This is a genomic window from Microbacterium sp. NPDC064584 (assembly GCF_040687315.1).
GTDB classification, from domain to species: domain Bacteria; phylum Actinomycetota; class Actinomycetes; order Actinomycetales; family Microbacteriaceae; genus Microbacterium; species Microbacterium lacus.
The window spans coordinates 1-19,171 of the sequence record NZ_JBFBMZ010000014.1 but is presented as its reverse complement, the minus strand read 5'-3'; the positions used below and the strand labels follow the sequence as shown (position 1 = coordinate 19,171).

The following is a 19,171-nucleotide window of genomic DNA, read 5'->3' as shown; positions in this document are numbered from 1 at the left end:
CTGAGCCGATACTCCTCGGCCCAGCGAGAATGACGTCTTCATCCTATCGAGCAGCAACGCGCGGCCGCCGGGGTTGCTTCCCCGGATGACACCCACTATCGCCGCTACGATCGCCGGATGAGTCGGCATCCCGAACCGGTGATCGAACGCTGGGCGGCCTTCACGGGCGATCCCGACGGCGGCAATCCCGCCGGCGTCGTCGTCGGCGCCGATGCGCTCTCGGAGGCGCGCATGCAGCGGATCGCGGCCGACGTGGGCTACGCCGAGACGGCCTTCGTCAGCGGCGCAGGCCGGCGGCGCGGCATCCGGTACTTCTCCCCCGTCGCGGAGGTGCCCTTCTGCGGTCACGCGACCGTCGCGACGGCGATCGCTCTGGCGCGGACCGAAGGCGACGGCATGTTCGCGTTCGAGACCCGGGTCGGCGAGGTCGCGATCACGACACGCATCGACGCGGGGGTGCGCGCGGCATCCTTCACGAGCGTCGAGCCGTGCGTCGAGCCCCTCGCCGATCGGCCGCTCGACGCGGTCCTGGCGCTGATCGGTGCGGAACGGGCCGACCTGGACGCCGCGCACCCGCCGATGCTCGCGTATGCCGGCAATCGGCATCCCCTGATCGTCCTCGCGGACAGCGAACTGTTCGAGACGTTCGCGTTCGACGCCGGCGCTGCGCGGGCTCTCATGGATGCCGAGGGCTGGCCGGCGACGATCATCGTGCTCCGCGACCTCGGCGATGGCCGGTGGGATGCGCGCAACATCTTCCCGGTGGGCACGCTGGTCGAGGATCCGGCGACCGGCGCGGCCGCCGCCGCGACCGGCGGCTACCTGCGTGCGACCGGGGCCGTGCGGCCGCCGGCGCGCATCGTCATCACCCAGGGCCGGCACGTCGGCCGCCCCGGAGTGCTCACGGTGGATGTCCCGGAGACGGGCGGCATCACGGTCTCCGGAAGCGCTGTCCCGATTCCCTGATCAGTCCTCGGCGCCGACCGGCACGGCGGACTCGGTGTCGGGGATCCCCTCGACCTCGGCCTTCTTGTCGGCCATCGCGAGCAGTCGGCGGATGCGTCCGGCGACGGCGTCCTTCGTCAGCGGGGGGTCGGCGTGGTGGCCGAGCTCATCCAGGCTCGCGTCGCGGTGCGCCAGGCGCAGCGCGCCGGCTTCGCGGAGGTGCTCGGGCACCTCCTCACCGAGGATCTCGAGCGCCCGCTCCACGCGTGCGCACGCCGCGACGGCGGCCTGCGCAGATCGACGCAGGTTCGCGTCATCGAAGTTGACGAGTCGGTTCACCCCGGCGCGGACCTCGCGGCGCTGGCGCATCTGATCCCATTCGCCCGCCGCACGCTGGGCACCCATCTGGGCGAGCGCCACTCGGATCGCCTCCCCCTCGCGCACGACGACGCGCGGCACACCGCGCACCTCGCGGGCCTTGGCGGGGATGTTCAGGCGGTGCGCCGCACCGACGAGGGCCATCGCCGCCTCGGGCGCGGGGCAGGTGATCTCCAGCGCGGCCGACCTGCCGGGGTCGCTGAGAGTCCCGGCAGCCAGGAACGCGCCGCGCCAGATCGCCGCGAGATCGCCGCGCGATCCGGTCGTGAGCTTGTTGGGCAGGCCGCGGACCGGCCGGCGCCGCTGGTCGAGCAACCCGGTCTGCCGAGCGAGGGTCTCGCCGCCGTCGATGACCCGGACGGCGTAGTGGCTGCCGTTGCGGGCACCCGACCCCTGCACATGGACGAGTTCGGGACGAACGCCGTAGATCTCCATGAGGTCGCGCGCGACCCGGCGGGCCAGCGGATCCGAATCCAGTTCCGCCTCGACGGCGACGCGGCCGGCGATCGAGTGCAGGCCGCCGGAGAACCGCAGGAGCGAGGTCAGCTCGGCTACGCGAGCCGTGGGGCTGGGATCGCGTACTGAGGTCAGTTCGGCCTTCACGTCAGCGGTCAGCGACACGGATCTCCTCGTGGTGGGCGTTGTCGGGTGGGGGAACGACGGTCCAGCCTACTCGCGACCCAGGTCCCTGTGCTTCACCCGGACGGCCACCCCGGGAAGCGCCGACAGACGCGCAGCGAGCTCGCGAGCCATCGCGACGGAGCGGTGCTTGCCGCCGGTGCATCCGACCGCGACGACCGAGTGGCCCTTGTTCTCGCGCTGATAGCCGGCCAGGACCGGTTCGAGCGCGGCGGCGTACGAGTCGAGGAAGTCCGACGCGCCCTCCTGGGCGAGCACGTAGTCGCGGACGGCCTCATCCTCGCCGGTGAGGGCGCGGAGTTCGTCGTTCCAGAACGGGTTCGGCAGGAATCGCATGTCGGCCACGAGGTCGGCGTCCGGCGGCAGTCCGTACTTGAAGCCGAAACTCATCACCGTCACGGTGTGGCGCGCGGCATCCTCGGCGGAGAACAGTTCGATCACGCGCGTGGCGAGCTGGTGGATGTTGAAACCCGACGTGTCGATCAGCACGTCCGCGCTCTCGCGCACGATCGCCAGTCGCTCGCGTTCGAGGAGGATGCCGTCCAGGATCGTGCCGTCGCCCTGCAGCGGATGGGGGCGGCGGACCGCCTCGAACCGGCGTACGAGCACGTCGTCGGACGCGTCCAGGAACATCGTCCGGACCTGACGACGGCTGCGCTGCAGCGCGCGGGTCACTTCGGGGAGGTCGACGAACAGATCGCGTCCCCGCACGTCCACGACCACGGCGACCCGCGGCAGCGCGCCGGCCGCAAGCTCGGTGAGGTCGAGCAGCGGGCGCAGCATCTGGGGCGGCAGGTTGTCCACGACGTACCAGCCGAGGTCCTCCAGCGCGTCGGCGACCGTCGACCTGCCGGCGCCGGACATGCCGGTGACGATCAGCACCTCCCCGCCGTCGCGATGGTCGGCCGAAGCCGCTTCCTCAAGGTCCGTCATGGCCTCCGCCACCTGCTCCCCGCGCGCGCTCGACTCCGGGTGCCCAGCCTACCCACTCGCCAGGTGGGCATGGATGGCAGCCGCGAGCTTCGGCCCGACGCCGGGCAACTCGGTGATCTCCTCGGGCGTGGCCTGCTTGAGTGCCGCGACGGAACCGAAGTGACGCAGCAGCGCCTTGATGCGCGCCTCCCCGAGTCCGGGCACCTCCGCCAGCACGCTCTGGATGTCGCGGCGCCGGCGCCGGCGCTGGTGGGTGATCGCGAAACGGTGCGCCTCGTCGCGCAGTCTCTGCAGCAGGTACAGCGCCTCGCTCGTGCGCGGGAGGATGACCGGATACTCCTCCCCCGGCAGCCACACTTCCTCGAGTCGCTTGGCGATCCCGCACAGTGCGATCTCCTCGTGCCCGGCATCCGCGAGAGCGCGCGCGGCCGCCTCGACCTGCGGCTTGCCGCCGTCGACGACGAGGAGCTGCGGCGGGTACGCGAAGCGGGGCCGTTTGGGCGCGGTGGAATCCGGATCCTCCACCGGCTCCGGGCGGTCCAGGTACGCCAGTCGCCGGATCAGCACCTGGTACAGCGAGTCGGTGTCGTCCGTCGTCTCGCTCACGCCGAAGTTCCGGTACTGGTCCTTGCGCGGCAGGCCGTCCTCGAACACGACCATGGACGCGACCACATTCGTGCCGCCGAGGTGGGAGACGTCGTAGCACTCGATGCGCAGCGGCGCTTCGCTGAGTCCGAGGGCCTCCTGCAGGTCCGTGAGCGCCTGCGTGCGGGCGACGTAGTCACTCGTCCGTCGAGTCTTGTGCAGGATGAGCGCCTGCTGGGCGTTCAGGGTCGCCGTCTTGAGCAGCTCCGCCTTGCGACCCCGCTGCGCGACCTGGATGCTCACCTGCTTGCCGCGTCGCTCGCGCAGCCACATCTCGAGTTCGGCCGCGTCCTCGGGCAGTGCGGGGACGAGGACCTGGCGCGGGATGTCGGCGGCGGCGGCATCCCCGTACGCGCGCTGGACCACCTGATCGACGAGATCGGCCCCGTCGATGTCGATCTCCTTGTCGATCGTGGTCGCGCGCACACCGCGGACGCGGCCGCCGCGGATCACGAACTGCTGCACGGCGGCGCTGAGCTCGTCCTCCGCGATGCCGAAGAGGTCGGCATCCGTGTCCTCGGACAGCACGAGCGCGCTCTTGTTGAGTACGGCGTCGATCGCCTGGAGCCGGTCCCGGTACACTGCTGCCGCTTCGTAGTCCATCGCGGCGGACGCCTCGCGCATGCGGGCGTTGAGCTCCCGCGAGAAGCGCTGATCGCCGCCGGCCATGAACGCGACGAAGTCATCGACGATCGCGCGATGCTCCTCGATCGTGACCTTCATCGAGCACGGGCCGCCGCAGCGGCCGATCTGCCCGGGGAAGCAGGGCCGCCCCGTCGCCATCGCCTTCTTGTACGACGCGTCACTGCACGTGCGGATCGGGAAGACCTTGATCATCAGATCGATCGTGTCGTGCACCGCCCACACCTTGGGGTACGGGCCGAAGTACTTCGCACCGGGAATGCGCCGGTTGCGTGTCACGATCACGCGGGGAGCCTCGTCGGCGAGCGTGATCGCCATGAACGGGTAGGACTTGTCGTCGCGGTAGCGGACGTTGAACGGCGGATCGAACTCCTTGATCCACATGTACTCCAGCTGCAGGGAGTCCACGTCGCTGGCCACGACCGTCCACTCGACGGATGCCGCGCTCGTGACCATCCGCCGCGTGCGCTCGTGCAGCGTCCGCAGCGGCGCGAAGTAGTTCGACAGCCGCGCGCGCAGGTTCTTCGCCTTGCCGACGTAGAGCACCCGGCCCGAGGCGTCCCGGAACCGGTACACCCCGGGGTTGGTCGGGATCTCACCTGGGCGCGGTTTGTACGCGACCGTCGGTCGCGCCGTCTTGGCCACCCCGGATCACCCGGCCTTGCGCACCGCAGACAGGCCGAGCACCTCCGCCAGGAACGCGCCGGTGTGGCTGCCCTCGACCCGCGCGACCTGCTCGGGCGTGCCGGTCGCCACGATCTGCCCGCCGCCGGAGCCCCCCTCCGGTCCGAGGTCGATCACCCAGTCGGAGGACTTGATCACGTCGAGGTTGTGCTCGATCACGATGACCGTGTTGCCCTTCTCGACCAGGCTGCCGAGAACCTCGAGCAGCCGGGCGACGTCTTCGAAGTGCAAGCCGGTCGTCGGCTCGTCGAGGACGTAGATGCTGCGGCCGTTGCTGCGGCGCTGGAGCTCGGTGGCGAGCTTCACGCGCTGCGCCTCGCCGCCGCTGAGCGTCGTCGCCGACTGGCCGAGCCGGACGTAGCCGAGGCCCACGTCCACGAGCGTCTTCAGATACCGGTGGATCGCCTGGATCGGCTCGAAGAACTCCGCCGCCTCGGCGATCGGCATCTCGAGCACTTCGGCGATGTTCTTGCCCTTGTAGTGCACCGACAGCGTGTCGCGGTTGTATCGCTTGCCGTGGCACACCTCACAGTCGACGTACACATCGGGCAGGAAGTTCATCTCGATCTTGATCGTGCCGTCACCCGAGCACGCCTCGCAGCGCCCGCCCTTGACATTGAAGCTGAAGCGCCCGGGCTGGTAGCCGCGTGCCTTCGCCTCGGGTGTCTCGCTGAACAGGGTCCGCACCCGATCGAACACGCCGGTGTACGTCGCCGGGTTCGAGCGCGGCGTACGGCCGATCGGCGCCTGGTCGACGTGGACGACCTTGTCGAGGTTGTCCAGGCCCGTCACGCGGGTGTGCTTGCCCGCGATGCGCCGCGCGCCGTTCAGACGCGTGGCGAGGACTTCGTACAGGATGCCGTTCACGAGCGACGATTTGCCCGAGCCGCTGACCCCGGTCACTGCCGTCATGACGCCGAGCGGGAAGTCGACCGTGACGTTGCGCAGGTTGTTCTCGCGCGCCCCGACGACCGTGATCATTCGCTTCTTGTCGATGCGACGTCGCTTCTTCGGCGTCGGGATCGACCGTCGGCCGGCCAGGTAGTCGCCCGTGATCGACTCGCTGTCCGTGAGGAGTTCGGCGAGCGGACCGGAGTGCACCACGTGACCCCCGTCGACGCCCGCGCGGGGTCCGATGTCCACGACCCAGTCGGCCGCGTGGATCGTCTCCTCGTCGTGCTCGACGACGATGAGCGTGTTGCCGAGGTCGCGCAGGGTGAGCAGCGTCTCGATGAGCCGTCGGTTGTCCCTCTGGTGCAGGCCGATCGACGGCTCGTCCAGCACGTAGAGCACGCCCGTGAGTCCGGAGCCGATCTGCGTGGCCAGGCGGATGCGCTGCGCCTCGCCGCCGGAGAGCGAACCGGCCGAGCGGCTGAGGCTCAGATAGTTCAGCCCGACCTGCAGGAGGAAGTTCAGGCGCGCGCGGATCTCACGCAGGACCTGCGCGGCGATCTTCGCCTCGCGCGGAGTGAGCTCGAGTTTGTCGAAGTACTCCTGGGCATCCGCGAGGCTCAGGCGTGCGGCATCCGCGATGGAGTGGCCGTGGACCAGGACGGCGAGCACTTCGGGCTTGAGTCGGTCGCCGTTGCACGCCAGGCACGGCACTTCACGCAGGTACTCGGACCACCGCTGGCGCTGCGAGTCGGAGTCGGCCTGGATGTACTGCCGCTCGATGTACGGCACGACACCTTCGAAGCCCGACGAATAGCGCATCTCGCGGCCGTAGCGATTCTTCCACTTGACGGTCACCTTGTAGTTCTCACCGCGGAGCACGGCGTCCTGCACATCGACCCGCAGGTCGCGCCACGGGGTGTCCAGCGAGAAGTTGAGGTCGGACGCGAGTCCCTCGAGAAGGCGTTCGTAGTACTGGAAGAGACCTTTGCCCTGCGTGGTCCACGGGATGAGGACGCCTTCGCGGATGGAGAGGTCCTCGTCGCCGAGCATGAGGTCGACGTCCACGGACATGCGGGTGCCGAGACCGGAACACGTCGGGCACGCGCCGAACGGCGCGTTGAACGAGAAGGTGCGCGGCTCGATCTCGGTGAGCTGCAGAGGGTGGCCGTTCGGGCAGGCCAGTTTCTCGGAGAACGACTGCCAGGCGGCGTCCCCCTCCTCATCGACGAAGTTGACCTGGACGATGCCGCCGGCGAGGCCCAGGGCGGTCTCGACGGAGTCGGTCACCCGGCTCAGGATGTCGTCGCTGGCCACGAGACGGTCCACGACCACCGCGATGTCGTGCTTGTAGCTCTTCTTGAGCACGGGCGGCTCGGCCAGCTGGATGAGCTCACCGTCGACCACGGCACGCGCGTACCCCTTCGCCGACAGCTCCTTGAACAGGTCGACGAACTCGCCCTTCTTCTGCGAGACGACGGGGGCGACGATCTGGTAACGGGTGCGCTCGGGCAGCTCCATGAGCTGATCGGCGATCTGCTGGACGGTCTGCCGCTGGATCACCTCGCCGCACTCCGGGCAGTGCGGTACCCCGATGCGCGCCCAGAGCAGACGCATGTAGTCGAAGATCTCGGTGATCGTTCCGACGGTCGATCGCGGGTTGCGGTTCGTGGACTTCTGGTCGATGCTCACCGCGGGACTGAGACCCTCGATGAAGTCCACGTCGGGGCGATCGACCTGTCCGAGGAACTGACGCGCGTAGGCGCTGAGCGACTCGACGTAGCGACGCTGCCCTTCGGCGAAGATCGTGTCGAACGCGAGGCTGGACTTTCCGGATCCGCTCAGACCGGTGAAGACGACGAGCGAGTCGCGGGGGATGTCGAGGTCGACATCCTTGAGATTGTGGACACGGGCGCCCCGGACACTGAGCTTTCCACTGGTGTTTCCGGGCGCGGCGACGGGGACGATGGGCACCGCACAAGTCTAGGCGGGGCCTCCGACACGAAGGTCGGAGGCCCCGCCCGCGGGTGCGCTGTCAGCGAATCAGCGGACGCGGACCGTTCCGGAGACCTCGCTGCCGAGCGTGCTCGCGTCGCCGGAGTACACCGCGGTGATGCGGTGTCGGCCGGCCGAGAGCCCGGTCAGATCGAACGTCGCGGAGCCGTCGACGATCTGCGCGGAGCCGATCACCACATCGCCCTCGCGCAGCTGCACCGTTCCGGTGCCGGTGCCCTTCGTGCGGACCGTCACGGTCGCACTGACGTCGCCTCCGCGCCCGTCCTGCTTCGTGCGCAGGCTGAGGGTGGACTTCTCTCCGATCGTGATCGGCACGGAGACCTCGGTGCCGGTCGTCGCGCCCGTGAGGGTCAGCTCCGCGGCGCCCGGGCGGACGTTCGGCGGCAGCGTCACCGAGATCGACGCCGTGCCGTAATCGTCGTAGATCGCGGTCCCGACGGTGTTGTCCACGGGGAAGCGCCCGAGCTCGCGACCACCCGAGCTGACGATGATCTCGCTGTCCTTCGCGTCACCGGGCGCGGTCATGGCCCAGGACTTCACCTGGAAGGATGCCGTTCCCCGCGGTGCGTAGGACGCCGGCGAGCCGGCGGCCGGAGCAACCTCGACGGCGCGCTGCGAGTAGTCCACCGCCAGCGGCGAGCCTGCCGGGGCGAACTGCCCGAGGTAGTCCACCATCGCAGCGAGATCGACCTTGCCCGTGTCGCGGCGGTTCGCGCCGTTGGCGAACTCGCGGAAGTTGTCGCCGCCGCTGGAGAGGAACGAGTTGACCGTGACCGAGTAGGTCGCGGCCGGGTCGATCGGCTCGCCGTTCAGCCACATGCCGGTGACGGTGCCCCGCGGAGCCTGGTAGGTACGGCCCTCTTCGTTCTCCGCCGTCGTGGGGTTGTCGCGCTGGGTCTCCGTCACGGTCTGCTGGGTGTAGGTGTACTCGAAGCCCTCGGACGCGCCGAGTCGCAGGTACGGCCGGGTCGGCAGAGCGTTGTAGGCATCGCGCTGCCACTGCTGCTCGAGCACGGTCTTGATCTGGGCGCCGGTCAGCTGCAGGTTCACGAGCGTGTTCGCGAACGGCTGCACGACCGCAGCCTGCTTGTAGGTGAGCGTCCGCGGGTACGCGCCGGTGCCCGCATCCGTCCCGACCATGTCCTGACGGAGTCCGCCCGGGTTCATGAACGCGATCTGGGCGCCTCCGGACTCCGGCGCTTCGGTCGCCCACTGCTGGACCTCGGCGACCAGGTTTCCCAGCGTCGATTCGCCGCCGCGGTTCTCGGTCGTGCCGTTCGCGAGCTTCGCCCGGTTGAATCCGCCGGCGATCTCGCCGAGGGGCTCCGCACCGAGCACGTCCGCTTCGGCGATCGCCTCGGCGACGAGAGCGGCCACCGCCGAATCGGGCGCCGCAGCCTGCGGGGCGATCGCGATGATGTTCTGGGTCTTCGCGCTCACGACACCGGTGCTGCCGTCCACGGTGAACAGCAGCTGGTTCAGGTTCGTGCCGTACTGACCCGCGGAGACCACGGGTCGGTTCACGACCGGGCGCTGCTCGTTGGCCCACTGCTGCACGGGGTACTCGCAGTTGTAGGCGAGGTGGGTGTGACCGGAGACGATCGCATCGACGTCGGCCGAGACCCCGCCGACGATCTCGCCCCACGTGGTCCCGGCGGCGATGCCCTGCTGGCAGTCGGTCGTCGCCGCGCCCTCGTGCACGAGCATCACGACGAGATCGGCGCCGGCGCTGACCAGTTCAGCGGCCTCGGCGTTGACGGAGTCGACGATGCCGCGCACCTCGATGTCGGCGATGCCGGAAGGACTGACCAGTGCGGGCAGCTCTTCGGTGACCGCGCCGACGAACCCGACCTGCACGTCGCCGAATTCCTTGATCCACGTCGCCGGGACCGCGTCATCGCCGGTCGCGCGCACCTTCAGATTGGCGGCGATGTACTGCCATTCCGCGCCGCCGTACGGGTTCGTCACCGCATCGTAGGGCGCCATCACCCGGTTGACGAGGTCGTCGTAGCCCTGATCGAGCTCGTGGTTGCCCACCGCCGAGACCTCGAGGCCTGCCGCGTTGAGCGCGTCGATCGTCGGCTTGTCACTCTGGATGAACGACTCGAACGTCGATGCGCCGATCAGGTCGCCGGCGGCGGCGAAGACCGTGTTCGGGTTGGACGCGCGCAGCGACTGCACCACGCCCGCGAGCTTCGCGGCGCCTGCCTCTGTGCCGTTCGCGGCGATGCGGCCGTGGAAGTCGTTCGTGGCCAGGATCTGCACCTGAGTGGGATCGGCCTGAGCGGCGGGCGCGGCGAGAGCACTCGCTCCGAGTGCCGCGGCGGTGAGAGCAGCTGCGGCGGCGAAGCGCCGGGCGCCGCGCGGGTGTGACCTTGATCGCATGACGTTCCTCCGATGGGGGATGAAGAAGGAGATGGTACGAGTTCGGGTCGTGCACCCTCGCACCGCTTCGAGACTATGGTCAGCGGCGACGCGAATCCAGAGGGATGAGAGATTGTTCACGCATCGTTGCCCGCACGATGCCCCGCCCACGGTGCGAGCGCATCACGGAGGGCCACGAGCGCGTCGGCATCGGCCCCGACGGCCGCCATGACGCGCGCCGGCACCTCCAGTGCCTCATCGCGCAGCCGCCGGCCGGCGTCGGTCAGACCGACGTCGAGCGCCCGCTCGTCGTCAGGACGGCGCCGGCGCGTCACGAGCCCTTGCGCCTCGAGTCGCTTCAGCAGCGGCGAGAGCGTGGCGGACTCGAGGGCGAGCTCGTCCGCGAGATCGCGCACCGAACGCGGTGCCGCTTCCCACAGCGCCAGCATCACGAGGTATTGCGGATGTGTGAGGCCGAGCGGTTCCAGGATCGGCCGGTAGATCGACACCACGTTGCGCGCGGCGGTGACGAGCGCGAAGCACACCTGGTTGTCCAGTTTGAGCAGGTCTTCCGCGGCTGTGGACGAGTTCGGCATCCGATTAGCATAGTGCGTGAATCATTCGTACACTAAGTGATATGCCCACGCCGGATGCCGAACCCCGCCGACCGCTCCGGGAACGCGTCCGGGAGGCCGGCGGCTGGTACGCCTGGATCAACGCCCGGCTCATCTCGATCGCCGGCCCCGCGTCGGTCGGTCCCTACGAGACGACTCCCCCACCCACGGTCGCCGAGCGCGCGGAACGCGCGTGTCCGCTGTGCGGGCAGCCGATGACGGCTCACTCGTTCGACAGGTCGGGCCCGAAGCCCCTCATGCACTGTCCGTGATTCAGGCGTGGCCGGCGCGCTCCATGGCGCGCAGCTCCTTCTTCATGTCCTGGACCTCATCACGCAGTCGTGCGGCCAGCTCGAACTTGAGCTCGCCGGCGGCGGCGAGCATCTGGTTCGAGAGATCGAGGATCGTCGCCTCCAGCTGCTCGGCGCCCTCCGCGGCGATTCCTTCGCGTCGCAGGCGCGGTGTCGGCGACTTGCCCTTCCCGGACTTCGTCTTCGCGGCATCCCGCTTCGACATCATCGCGGCGGTGTCCGCGCCTTCGCGCGCCAGCACGTCCGTGATGTCCGCGATTTTCTTGCGCAGCGGCGTCGGGTCGATTCCGTTCTCGAGGTTGTAGGCGATCTGCTTGTCGCGCCGGCGGTCGGTCTCCTCGATCGCCGCGCGCATCGAGTCGGTCATGGTGTCGGCGTACATGTGGACTTCACCGGACACGTTTCGTGCCGCGCGTCCGATCGTCTGGATCAACGAGGTCCCCGACCGCAGGAACCCCTCCTTGTCGGCATCCAGGATCGCCACGAGGGAGACCTCGGGAAGGTCGAGCCCCTCACGGAGCAGATTGATGCCGACCAGCACGTCGTACACGCCGGATCTGAGCTCGGTCAGCAGTTCGACCCGGCGCAGCGTGTCGACGTCGGAATGGAGGTAGCGCACACGCACGCCGTGCTCGCCGAGGAAGTCGGTGAGCTCCTCGGCCATCTTCTTGGTGAGGGTGGTGACCAGGACGCGCTCATCGCGCTCGGCACGCACCCGGATCTCTTCCAGCAGGTCGTCGATCTGTCCCTTGGACGGCTTGACGATGATCTGCGGGTCGATCAGACCCGTCGGGCGGATGATCTGCTCGACCACTCCATCGGCGATGCCCATCTCGTAACGCCCCGGCGTGGCCGACAGGTAGACGGTCTGACCCACACGGTCCTTGAACTCATCCCACCGCAACGGGCGGTTGTCCATGGCGCTGGGCAGGCGGAAACCGTGCTCGACGAGCGTGCGCTTGCGGGAGGCGTCGCCTTCGTACATCGCGCCGATCTGCGGAACCGTCACGTGCGACTCGTCGATCACGACGAGGAAGTCGTCGGGGAAGAAGTCCAGGAGACAATGCGGCGCCTCGCCCGGCGCACGTCCGTCGAGGTGGCGCGAGTAGTTCTCGATCCCCGAGCAGAATCCGAGCTGCTGCAGCATCTCGAGGTCGAACGTCGTGCGCATCCGCAGGCGCTGAGCTTCGAGCAGCTTTCCCTGCGACTCCAGCTCCTTGAGCCGCTCGGCGAGCTCGACCTCGATCGTCCCGATCGCGCGCTGAACGGTGTCGGTGCCCGCGACGTAATGCGACGCGGGGAAGATCGGGACGGAATCGAGCTTCTGGATCACGTCGCCGGTGAGCGGATGCAGCATGTAGAGCGCTTCGATCTCGTCGCCGAACAGCTCCACGCGGATCGCGTACTCCTCGTACACGGGGATGATCTCGATCGTGTCGCCGCGCACCCGGAAGTTGCCGCGGGAGAAGTCGACGTCGTTGCGGTTGTACTGCATCGCGATGAACTTGCGGATGAGCGCATCGCGGTCGTAGCGCTCCCCCACCTGGAGCGCGACCATCGCCCGGAGGTACTCCTCCGGCGCACCGAGTCCGTAGATGCACGACACGGTCGAGACCACGACGACGTCGCGACGGCTCAGGAGCGAGTTGGTGGTGGAGTGGCGCAGTCGCTCGACTTCGGCATTGACCGAGGAGTCCTTCTCGATGAAGGTGTCGGTCTGCGGGACGTACGCCTCGGGCTGGTAGTAGTCGTAGTACGACACGAAGTACTCGACCGCGTTGTGCGGCATGAGGTCGCGGAACTCGTTCGCGAGCTGGGCCGCCAGGGTCTTGTTGTGGGCGAGGACGAGGGTCGGTCGCTGCACCTGCTCGATGAGCCAGGCGGTCGTCGCGGACTTGCCCGTTCCGGTCGCACCCAGAAGCACGACGTCGGTCTCACCGGCGTTGATGCGCGCCGCCAGGTCGGCGATCGCCTGCGGCTGATCTCCGGAGGGGACGTACTCGCTGACGACCTCGAACGGCCGTACGGATCGTGTCGTCTGCATCCTTCCAGGGTAGGCGGGGCCTCCGACATCAAGGCCGGCGTTCGCGCTCAGCCGAAGCCGCCCCCGCCGTCGAATCCTCCGCCGAGCCCTGAACCGTCGAAACCGCCGCCGAACCCTCCACCGTCCCAGGCTCCGCCGTCGAAGCCCGCGGAGGCGTCCATGCCCGACGAGCCCGGGTCGAACGTGTCGCCGACCCATGCCGGCTCGTCGCCGACGGTCAGGGAACCCGCACCGACGGTGAAGTAGGCCGACACCGCAGACGCCGTCATGAACTGGTAGGCCACGAGCGCCATCACGCCCGTCTGCATCATCATCGCCCGAGGGTCGACGTACGAGTCGTCCGCGGTCGCGGTGCGCGTCCGCACGGCGGCTTCGGCGGCGGCATCCGGAACGTCACCGGCGGCGGCGCGCTCGGCCCGCCGCTCCTCCGCGCGGCGGACGAGCCGGGCCAGGACGTGCGGGTCCTCGGGAGACGCGGATCGCTCGGACTCGGACATGAAGGGGCGGAGCTGCTCGAACATCTCGCGGCGGCGCTGCGCCGGCACATCGGCGAAGGCCGCCGCGTGCGCGCTCTCGATCACACTCGCCGGGAGGGTGTTGAGCAGGTACACGTAGCGCGCGATGCGCTCTTCCTCCGTCACGGCGGCAGAGTGCTTGCGGCGGCGGAATCCCGAGAACAGGCCCATGGCATCTCCTTCGTCGGGGCTTCCGATTTTACCGCCGCAGGCCCCGCCGGGCGCCGACGAGCGCGCCCAGACGCGACCAGAGGTCATCCGCCTGCGCGAGCGTGCGCTCCAGAGGGCCATCGGTCTCGATGACGACGTCCGCGATCGACAGCCGCTCCTGGTCGCTGACCTGCGACGAGATCCGGGCCGCTGCCTCCTGCTCGGTCATGCCGCGCAGCTCCACCAGCCGGTGCGCCCTGACCTCCGCGGGCGCATGCGCCACGACGATCAGATCCCACGGATCGGCGAGGCGGGCCTCCGCCAGCAGCGGCACGTCGTACACCACCACCGCATCGGGGTCAGATCCGAAGGCCTCGTCGAACTGCCTCTGGGACTCCACCCGCACGGCCGGGTGCACGATCGCGTTCAGCCTGCCGACCGCCTCGGGATCCCCGAAGACCCGAGCCGCGAGGGCCGCCCGATCCAGCGCACCGTCCTCGCGGAGCATGCCGTCGCCGAAGGCGTCCGCGATCGCGCGGAGGACCGGGGATCCGGGCTGCTGCACATCGCGGACGACCTGGTCGGCGTCGACGATGACTGCGCCATGCTCCGCGAGGCGCCGCGCGATGGTGGACTTTCCCGAAGCGATGCCTCCGGTGAGGGCGATGAGTGGCATGAGACGAGCATTCCATGCCCGCGCGCAGAACCTCAGCCAGTCTTGAGCCTCGCCTGAGCCGCGGCTGAGCGGAGCGCCGTATCGTCGGTGTCAGCCCGATGAAGGCGAATCCTCGGACGGTGTTCGAGGAGGACAGCCATGCAACACAGCAGTCCCGCTCTCGGTGCGGAGGGATGGCGATCGTGGGGGCGATCGCCATCCCATAACCCCCCGGTGCGCCCATGAGCGGCCTCGTCGACGGGTCCGAGACGCCGTTGTGGGATATCCTGGCCGACGTTCGGGCGTCGCCGATCGATTCGCCCGCGCCGGAAGGTGCAGAGGTGGAAGAAGCGCGCGTCGCCGTCGTGATCGAGGATGAGGAAGACATCCGGTCGCTGCTGTCGACGGTCCTCACCCAGGCGGGGTTCACCGTCCACGGCGCCGGCACCGGAGAAGAAGGCCTCGAGCTCGTCCGCACCCACGGACCGATCGTCACGACGCTCGACGTCAACATGCCCGGCATGGACGGCTTCGAGACCGCGAAGCGGATCCGTGCCGTGAGTTCGACCTACATCGTGATGCTCAGCGCGCGGACCGAGGAGATCGACGCCCTGCAGGGCCTCGAAGCGGGCGCCGACGACTACGTCGCCAAGCCGTTCCGACCCCGCGAGCTCCGCGCGCGGATCGACGCGATGCTGCGCCGCCCCCGTCACCATGTCGCCACCGTCCCGGTCGCCACGATCGGCGAAGACGAAGGCGCGGTCGGATGGCTCGAGCACCGCGGCGTCCGTCTCAACCCCGACACCCGCATCGTGACGGTGGACGGCGAGGATCTCGAACTCACCCGCAGCGAGTTCGACATCCTCGCGGACCTGCTCGGCTCGGGACGACGCGTCCGCGCCAAGTCCGACCTCGCCCTCATGCTGCGCGGTGAGCAGTACACCGGAGTCGAATTCGTCAGCGACAGCGACGCCCGGGCGATCGAGGTGCACGTCGCGAACCTCCGCCGCAAGCTCGGCGAGTCGGCTTCGCAGCCGCGATGGATCGAGACCGTGCGGGGCGTCGGCTACCGGCTGACCGCGTAGCTCTCGCTCATCCACCGCACGTACCGATCCCAGGGGTCTTCCACGCCGGCACGCACGTGCTCGATGTGTTCGAGCAGTCGCCCGCTGAGCCGGAACCACTCGGTGGTCGCGAACCGTTCCGCGGCGAACTGCTCGTGTCGTCGACGTTCGAGCCGGCGATCACCGCGCTCGAAAGCGAGCAGCTCGTCATGCCAGAGGGCGCGCAACCGCTGCCGTGGATTGCCGGACGTGCCGATCTTCACGCGGTCGGCCACCCGGAGGTAGTACACGACGTCGACCCTCGGCGGCGGAAGCTCGTGGTCGACGAGTTCGCCGTGGCGCCACTCGCAGACGGCGCACACCCATGCGGACGGGTAGCGGATGCCGATCCTCGAGCCGCAGAGACGGCACGGTGACGGCAGCGCATCCGTCACGCCGTACCGGCGCTGGTCCCACTCCCCTGCAACGGCCAGGTGATGCTCGCACAGCGCGAGCGGAGCGTCGGCCGGGACGTCGGCGCGGCATCCGTCTACGAGGCACGGCGGTGCGGAGTCGATCACCCGCTCAAGATACGTGCCACCGACGACACAGGCCGCCACCCGAAGGTGACGGCCTGTGTGGTTACAGCGTGTGGATCAGCGACCCGACAGCTTCTCGCGGAGAGCCGCGAGAGCCTCGTCGTCGGCCAGGGTGCCGCCGGCGGAGCTGTCGGACGAGAACGAGCTCGATGCGGAGCTGGTCTCGGTCGGGGCTGCAGCCTCGGCCTCGGCGGCCTTGGCGACGGCAGCCTTGTGCTGCTCCCAGCGAGCCTGGGCGGCGGCGTACTCCTGCTCCCACTTCTCGCGGGCCTCGTCGGAGCCTTCCTTCCAGGCGTTGGTCTCCGGGTCGAAGCCCTCGGGGTACTTGTACTCGCCGTTCTCGTCGTACTCGGTGACCATGCCGTACAGGGCGGGGTCGAACTCGGTGCCGAACGGGTCGACCGACTCGTTGGCCTGCTTGAGCGACAGCGAGATGCGGCGACGCTCGAGGTCGATGTCGATGACCTTGACGAACACCTCCTCGCCGACGGACACGACCTGCTCGGCGAGCTCGACGTGCTTGCCGGAGAGCTCGGAGATGTGCACGAGGCCCTCGATGCCGTCCGCGACGCGCACGAACGCGCCGAACGGAACGAGCTTGGTGACCTTACCGGGCGTGACCTGTCCGATCGCGTGCGTACGCGCGAAGACCTGCCACGGGTCCTCCTGGGTGGCCTTGAGCGAAAGCGACACGCGCTCGCGATCCAGGTCGACCTCGAGGATCTCGACGGTGACTTCCTGACCCACCTCGACGACCTCGGAGGCGTGCTCGATGTGCTTCCACGACAGCTCGGAGACGTGCACGAGGCCGTCCACACCGCCGAGGTCCACGAACGCACCGAAGTTGACGATCGACGAGACCGTGCCCTTGCGGACCTGACCCTTGTGCAGGTTGTTCAGGAACGACGTGCGCGACTCGGACTGCGTCTGCTCCAGCAGCGCGCGGCGAGAGAGCACCACGTTGTTGCGGTTCTTGTCGAGCTCGAGGATCTTCGCCTCGATCTCCTGGCCGAGGTACGGCGTGAGGTCGCGGACGCGACGGAGCTCGATGAGCGAGGCGGGGAGGAAGCCGCGCAGGCCGATGTCGACGATGAGGCCACCCTTGACGACCTCGATCACGGAACCGGTGACGACACCGTCGGTCTCCTTGATCTTCTCCACGTCGCCCCAGGCGCGCTCGTACTGGGCGCGCTTCTTGGACAGGATCAGACGGCCTTCCTTGTCCTCCTTCTGGAGAACGAGGGCCTCGACCTGGTCGCCGACCTTGACGACCTCGTTGGGGTCGACGTCGTGCTTGATCGAGAGCTCGCGCGAGGGGATGACACCCTCGGTCTTGTATCCGACGTCGAGGAGGACCTCGTCGCGGTCGATCTTCACGACGGTTCCTTCGATGAGGTCGCCGTCGTTGAAGAACTTGAGGGTCAGTTCGACCGCGGCCAGGAAGTCCTCAGCAGATCCGATGTCGTTGATGGCGACCTGCTTGGTGGCCGGGGCGGTCGTTGCGATAGTCATGTAGTGGGTTGTCCTTGTTGGGTTGGGATGTCGGGCTTCGACGCACGGACACACGTGTGCCGCAGGTCTCCGCGAATGGATTGTGAGTGCGATGTCACGCGCGCACGGCAATGAAGCCACACGGGTGACATCTCAGAGTATCAGAACGCCCTCCCCGACCGGAATGTTCCCTCACCCGGCCCGCAGGCCGGCCTCGAGCCGGTCGAGCCCGTACTCGAACGCCTGCTCGATGTCGCCGTCGAAGCGGAACGATCCCGAGTTCTCCATGTTCACGAAGCCCGTCGCCCAGGCGGTGAGCAGACGCGCGGCGTCCAGCGCGGCATCCGCCCCGACGAGCTCGGCGGTCGCGTTCAGCAGCGGCACGGCCGCGCGAGCCATCTCGTCCTGCGCACCGTCGATCGCGAACATGAGGCGGAAACCCTCCGGATGCCGCCGGGCGAAGTCCCGGTAGGTGTGGGCGATCGAGCGCAGGCTCTGGTCGGACCGCTCCAGCCGGTCGGCGAGATCGCGTGCGGAGGCCTCGACGACGAGGGTGAGGAGCGCGTCACGATCGCGGACGCGCTTGTACAGCGAGGGCGCCCGTACTCCGACGCGTTCCGCAACCGCCTGCATCGTGAGACCGGAGGGACCACCGGTCTCGAGGATCTCCCTGCCCGCTCCGACGATGTCCGCGAGCGTCGTGCGTTCCGGTGTGGGCATCGTGTTCTCCCGTCAGCGACCGATGGCTATTGACCTAAGCTATCATGGCTATGTACCGTAGCCATCACATCACCACCTCCGGAGGCCGCCATGAAGCTCGCTCCCCACCTGCACCGCATCGGCAACGACATCGTCGCCGCCTACCTGATCGACACTGCGGAGGGCGTGACCGTGATCGACGCCGGGCTGCGCGGCCATCACCGCGATCTGACCCGCGAACTCGCGACGATGAACCGCTCGCTCGCCGACGTGAAGGGCATCGTGCTGACCCACGGAGACAGCGATCACCTCGGCTTCGCCGAGCGCATGCGGGCTGAACAGGGTGTCCCGGTCTTCGTCCACGCCGCCGACGCGGACCGCGCCAAGGGCGGAAAGAAGCCGGCGGTCGCGATGGGTCCGTTCCGCATCGGTGCGCTCCTCCGATTCTTCGGGTACGCGCTACGCAAGGGCGGCATGCGCACCCGCTATCTGACGGACGTCGTCGAGGTCGCTGACGGTGATGTCCTCCCCCTGCCGGGATCACCCGTGGTCGTCGGGATGCCGGGCCATTCGCCGGGGAGCATCGCCGTGTTCGTCCCCTCGGTGCGCTCGTTGTTCGTCGGCGATGCGCTGACGACCACGCACGTGCTGACCGGCCGCGCCGGCATGCAGCCGGCACCGTTCACGGACGACCCCGAGCTCGCGCTGCGATCGTTGGACCGTCTTGCAGATCTCGACGCGGAATGGGTGCTCCCCGGACACGGAACGCCGTGGCACGGGAGCCCTGCCGACGCGGCCTCGGCGGTGCGCGCCGCCCGCTAGCTGTACTCGGCAGTCACGTTGGTAACACTCGGCTGAGGGGTGTGCCGTTGATGGCGGTGTGGTGGCGATGAGCGTTGTAATGCTCGATGAA

General features: G+C 68.8%; 16 protein-coding genes. 4 read left to right on the top strand and 12 right to left on the bottom strand.

Annotated elements, in window-relative coordinates:
- The first annotated feature begins 117 nt into the window (after positions 1-117).
- Positions 118-966: a PhzF family phenazine biosynthesis protein gene (locus AB0P18_RS15935; protein ID WP_363360835.1), complete on the top strand. Its 849-nt coding sequence runs from the start codon at positions 118-120 to the stop codon at positions 964-966.
- On the opposite strand, the gene whiA is transcribed toward AB0P18_RS15935, so the two are convergent.
- The 6 genes from whiA to AB0P18_RS15905 all read right to left on the bottom strand — a co-directional run bounded on the left by whiA (position 967) and on the right by AB0P18_RS15905 (position 10,733).
- The gene (gene whiA / locus AB0P18_RS15930) at positions 967-1,944 is read right to left on the bottom strand and encodes a DNA-binding protein WhiA (protein WP_344053327.1); all 978 of its coding nucleotides are present in this window, start codon (positions 1,942-1,944) and stop codon (positions 967-969) included.
- 48 nt (positions 1,945-1,992) lie between these two features.
- Positions 1,993-2,895, bottom strand: coding sequence for an RNase adapter RapZ (gene rapZ / locus AB0P18_RS15925; RefSeq protein ID WP_363360834.1), 903 nt, complete (start codon positions 2,893-2,895; stop codon positions 1,993-1,995).
- 48 nt (positions 2,896-2,943) lie between these two features.
- Positions 2,944-4,827, bottom strand: coding sequence for an excinuclease ABC subunit UvrC (gene uvrC, locus AB0P18_RS15920; protein WP_363360833.1), 1,884 nt, complete (start codon positions 4,825-4,827; stop codon positions 2,944-2,946).
- 6 nt (positions 4,828-4,833) lie between these two features.
- Positions 4,834-7,731: an excinuclease ABC subunit UvrA gene (gene uvrA, locus AB0P18_RS15915; protein WP_344053321.1), complete on the bottom strand. Its 2,898-nt coding sequence runs from the start codon at positions 7,729-7,731 to the stop codon at positions 4,834-4,836.
- Between the two features lie 69 nt (positions 7,732-7,800).
- Entirely contained in the window at positions 7,801-10,158 is a 2,358-nt protein-coding gene (locus tag AB0P18_RS15910) for a 5'-nucleotidase C-terminal domain-containing protein (protein ID WP_344053318.1), read from the bottom strand.
- Positions 10,159-10,274: 116 nt separating this feature from the next.
- Positions 10,275-10,733 (bottom strand): MarR family transcriptional regulator, encoded by a 459-nt coding sequence (locus AB0P18_RS15905; protein ID WP_344053316.1) that lies wholly within the window; start codon positions 10,731-10,733, stop codon positions 10,275-10,277.
- Between the two features lie 41 nt (positions 10,734-10,774).
- On the opposite strand from AB0P18_RS15905, the gene AB0P18_RS15900 reads away from it, so the two are divergent.
- Entirely contained in the window at positions 10,775-11,023 is a 249-nt protein-coding gene (locus AB0P18_RS15900) for a hypothetical protein (protein WP_363360832.1), read from the top strand.
- Between the two features lies 1 nt (position 11,024).
- On the opposite strand, the gene uvrB is transcribed toward AB0P18_RS15900, so the two are convergent.
- Genes uvrB through coaE form a run of 3 tightly spaced genes read right to left on the bottom strand, consistent with a single transcriptional unit; the run spans position 11,025 to position 14,447 of the window.
- On the bottom strand, positions 11,025-13,106 hold the full coding sequence (gene uvrB, locus AB0P18_RS15895) for an excinuclease ABC subunit UvrB (protein WP_344053312.1): 2,082 nt from the start codon (positions 13,104-13,106) through the stop codon (positions 11,025-11,027).
- 47 nt (positions 13,107-13,153) lie between these two features.
- Positions 13,154-13,792, bottom strand: coding sequence for a hypothetical protein (locus AB0P18_RS15890; RefSeq protein WP_363360831.1), 639 nt, complete (start codon positions 13,790-13,792; stop codon positions 13,154-13,156).
- Positions 13,793-13,820: 28 nt separating this feature from the next.
- Positions 13,821-14,447 carry a dephospho-CoA kinase gene (gene coaE, locus AB0P18_RS15885; RefSeq protein ID WP_363360830.1) on the bottom strand — a complete coding sequence of 209 codons (627 nt, stop codon included), beginning with the start codon at positions 14,445-14,447 and terminating at the stop codon, positions 13,821-13,823.
- Positions 14,448-14,668: 221 nt separating this feature from the next.
- On the opposite strand from coaE, the gene AB0P18_RS15880 reads away from it, so the two are divergent.
- Positions 14,669-15,511, top strand: coding sequence for a response regulator transcription factor (locus AB0P18_RS15880; RefSeq protein ID WP_363360829.1), 843 nt, complete (start codon positions 14,669-14,671; stop codon positions 15,509-15,511).
- Here AB0P18_RS15880 and AB0P18_RS15875 read toward each other — a convergent pair.
- From AB0P18_RS15875 to AB0P18_RS15865, 3 genes are all read right to left on the bottom strand, one after another.
- Positions 15,493-16,050: a GIY-YIG nuclease family protein gene (locus tag AB0P18_RS15875; RefSeq protein ID WP_363360828.1), complete on the bottom strand. Its 558-nt coding sequence runs from the start codon at positions 16,048-16,050 to the stop codon at positions 15,493-15,495. The two genes, AB0P18_RS15880 and AB0P18_RS15875, sit on opposite strands and share 19 nt — an antisense overlap.
- 75 nt (positions 16,051-16,125) lie before the next feature.
- Complete coding sequence (gene rpsA, locus AB0P18_RS15870; protein WP_344053302.1) at positions 16,126-17,580, bottom strand: 30S ribosomal protein S1; 1,455 nt, start codon at positions 17,578-17,580, stop codon at positions 16,126-16,128.
- Between the two features lie 171 nt (positions 17,581-17,751).
- The gene (locus AB0P18_RS15865) at positions 17,752-18,279 is read right to left on the bottom strand and encodes a WHG domain-containing protein (protein WP_363360827.1); all 528 of its coding nucleotides are present in this window, start codon (positions 18,277-18,279) and stop codon (positions 17,752-17,754) included.
- A gap of 90 nt (positions 18,280-18,369) precedes the next feature.
- Here AB0P18_RS15865 and AB0P18_RS15860 point away from each other — a divergent pair, with 90 nt between their 5' ends.
- Positions 18,370-19,080: an MBL fold metallo-hydrolase gene (locus AB0P18_RS15860; protein WP_363360826.1), complete on the top strand. Its 711-nt coding sequence runs from the start codon at positions 18,370-18,372 to the stop codon at positions 19,078-19,080.
- Positions 19,081-19,171 lie beyond the last annotated feature (91 nt).

Bases quoted from the DNA above. Each gene is read 5' to 3' on its own strand.
- AB0P18_RS15935 (WP_363360835.1), top strand. From the start codon at position 118: ATGAGTCGGCATCCCGAACCGGTGATCGAACGCTGGGCGGCCTTCACG.
- rapZ (WP_363360834.1), bottom strand. From the start codon at position 2,895: ATGACGGACCTTGAGGAAGCGGCTTCGGCCGACCATCGCGACGGCGGG.
- AB0P18_RS15910 (WP_344053318.1), bottom strand. From the start codon at position 10,158: ATGCGATCAAGGTCACACCCGCGCGGCGCCCGGCGCTTCGCCGCCGCA.
- AB0P18_RS15905 (WP_344053316.1), bottom strand. From the start codon at position 10,733: ATGCCGAACTCGTCCACAGCCGCGGAAGACCTGCTCAAACTGGACAAC.
- AB0P18_RS15900 (WP_363360832.1), top strand. From the start codon at position 10,775: ATGCCCACGCCGGATGCCGAACCCCGCCGACCGCTCCGGGAACGCGTC.
- uvrB (WP_344053312.1), bottom strand. From the start codon at position 13,106: ATGCAGACGACACGATCCGTACGGCCGTTCGAGGTCGTCAGCGAGTAC.
- AB0P18_RS15890 (WP_363360831.1), bottom strand. From the start codon at position 13,792: ATGGGCCTGTTCTCGGGATTCCGCCGCCGCAAGCACTCTGCCGCCGTG.
- coaE (WP_363360830.1), bottom strand. From the start codon at position 14,447: ATGCCACTCATCGCCCTCACCGGAGGCATCGCTTCGGGAAAGTCCACC.
- AB0P18_RS15880 (WP_363360829.1), top strand. From the start codon at position 14,669: ATGAGCGGCCTCGTCGACGGGTCCGAGACGCCGTTGTGGGATATCCTG.
- rpsA (WP_344053302.1), bottom strand. From the start codon at position 17,580: ATGACTATCGCAACGACCGCCCCGGCCACCAAGCAGGTCGCCATCAAC.
- AB0P18_RS15865 (WP_363360827.1), bottom strand. From the start codon at position 18,279: ATGCCCACACCGGAACGCACGACGCTCGCGGACATCGTCGGAGCGGGC.
- AB0P18_RS15860 (WP_363360826.1), top strand. From the start codon at position 18,370: ATGAAGCTCGCTCCCCACCTGCACCGCATCGGCAACGACATCGTCGCC.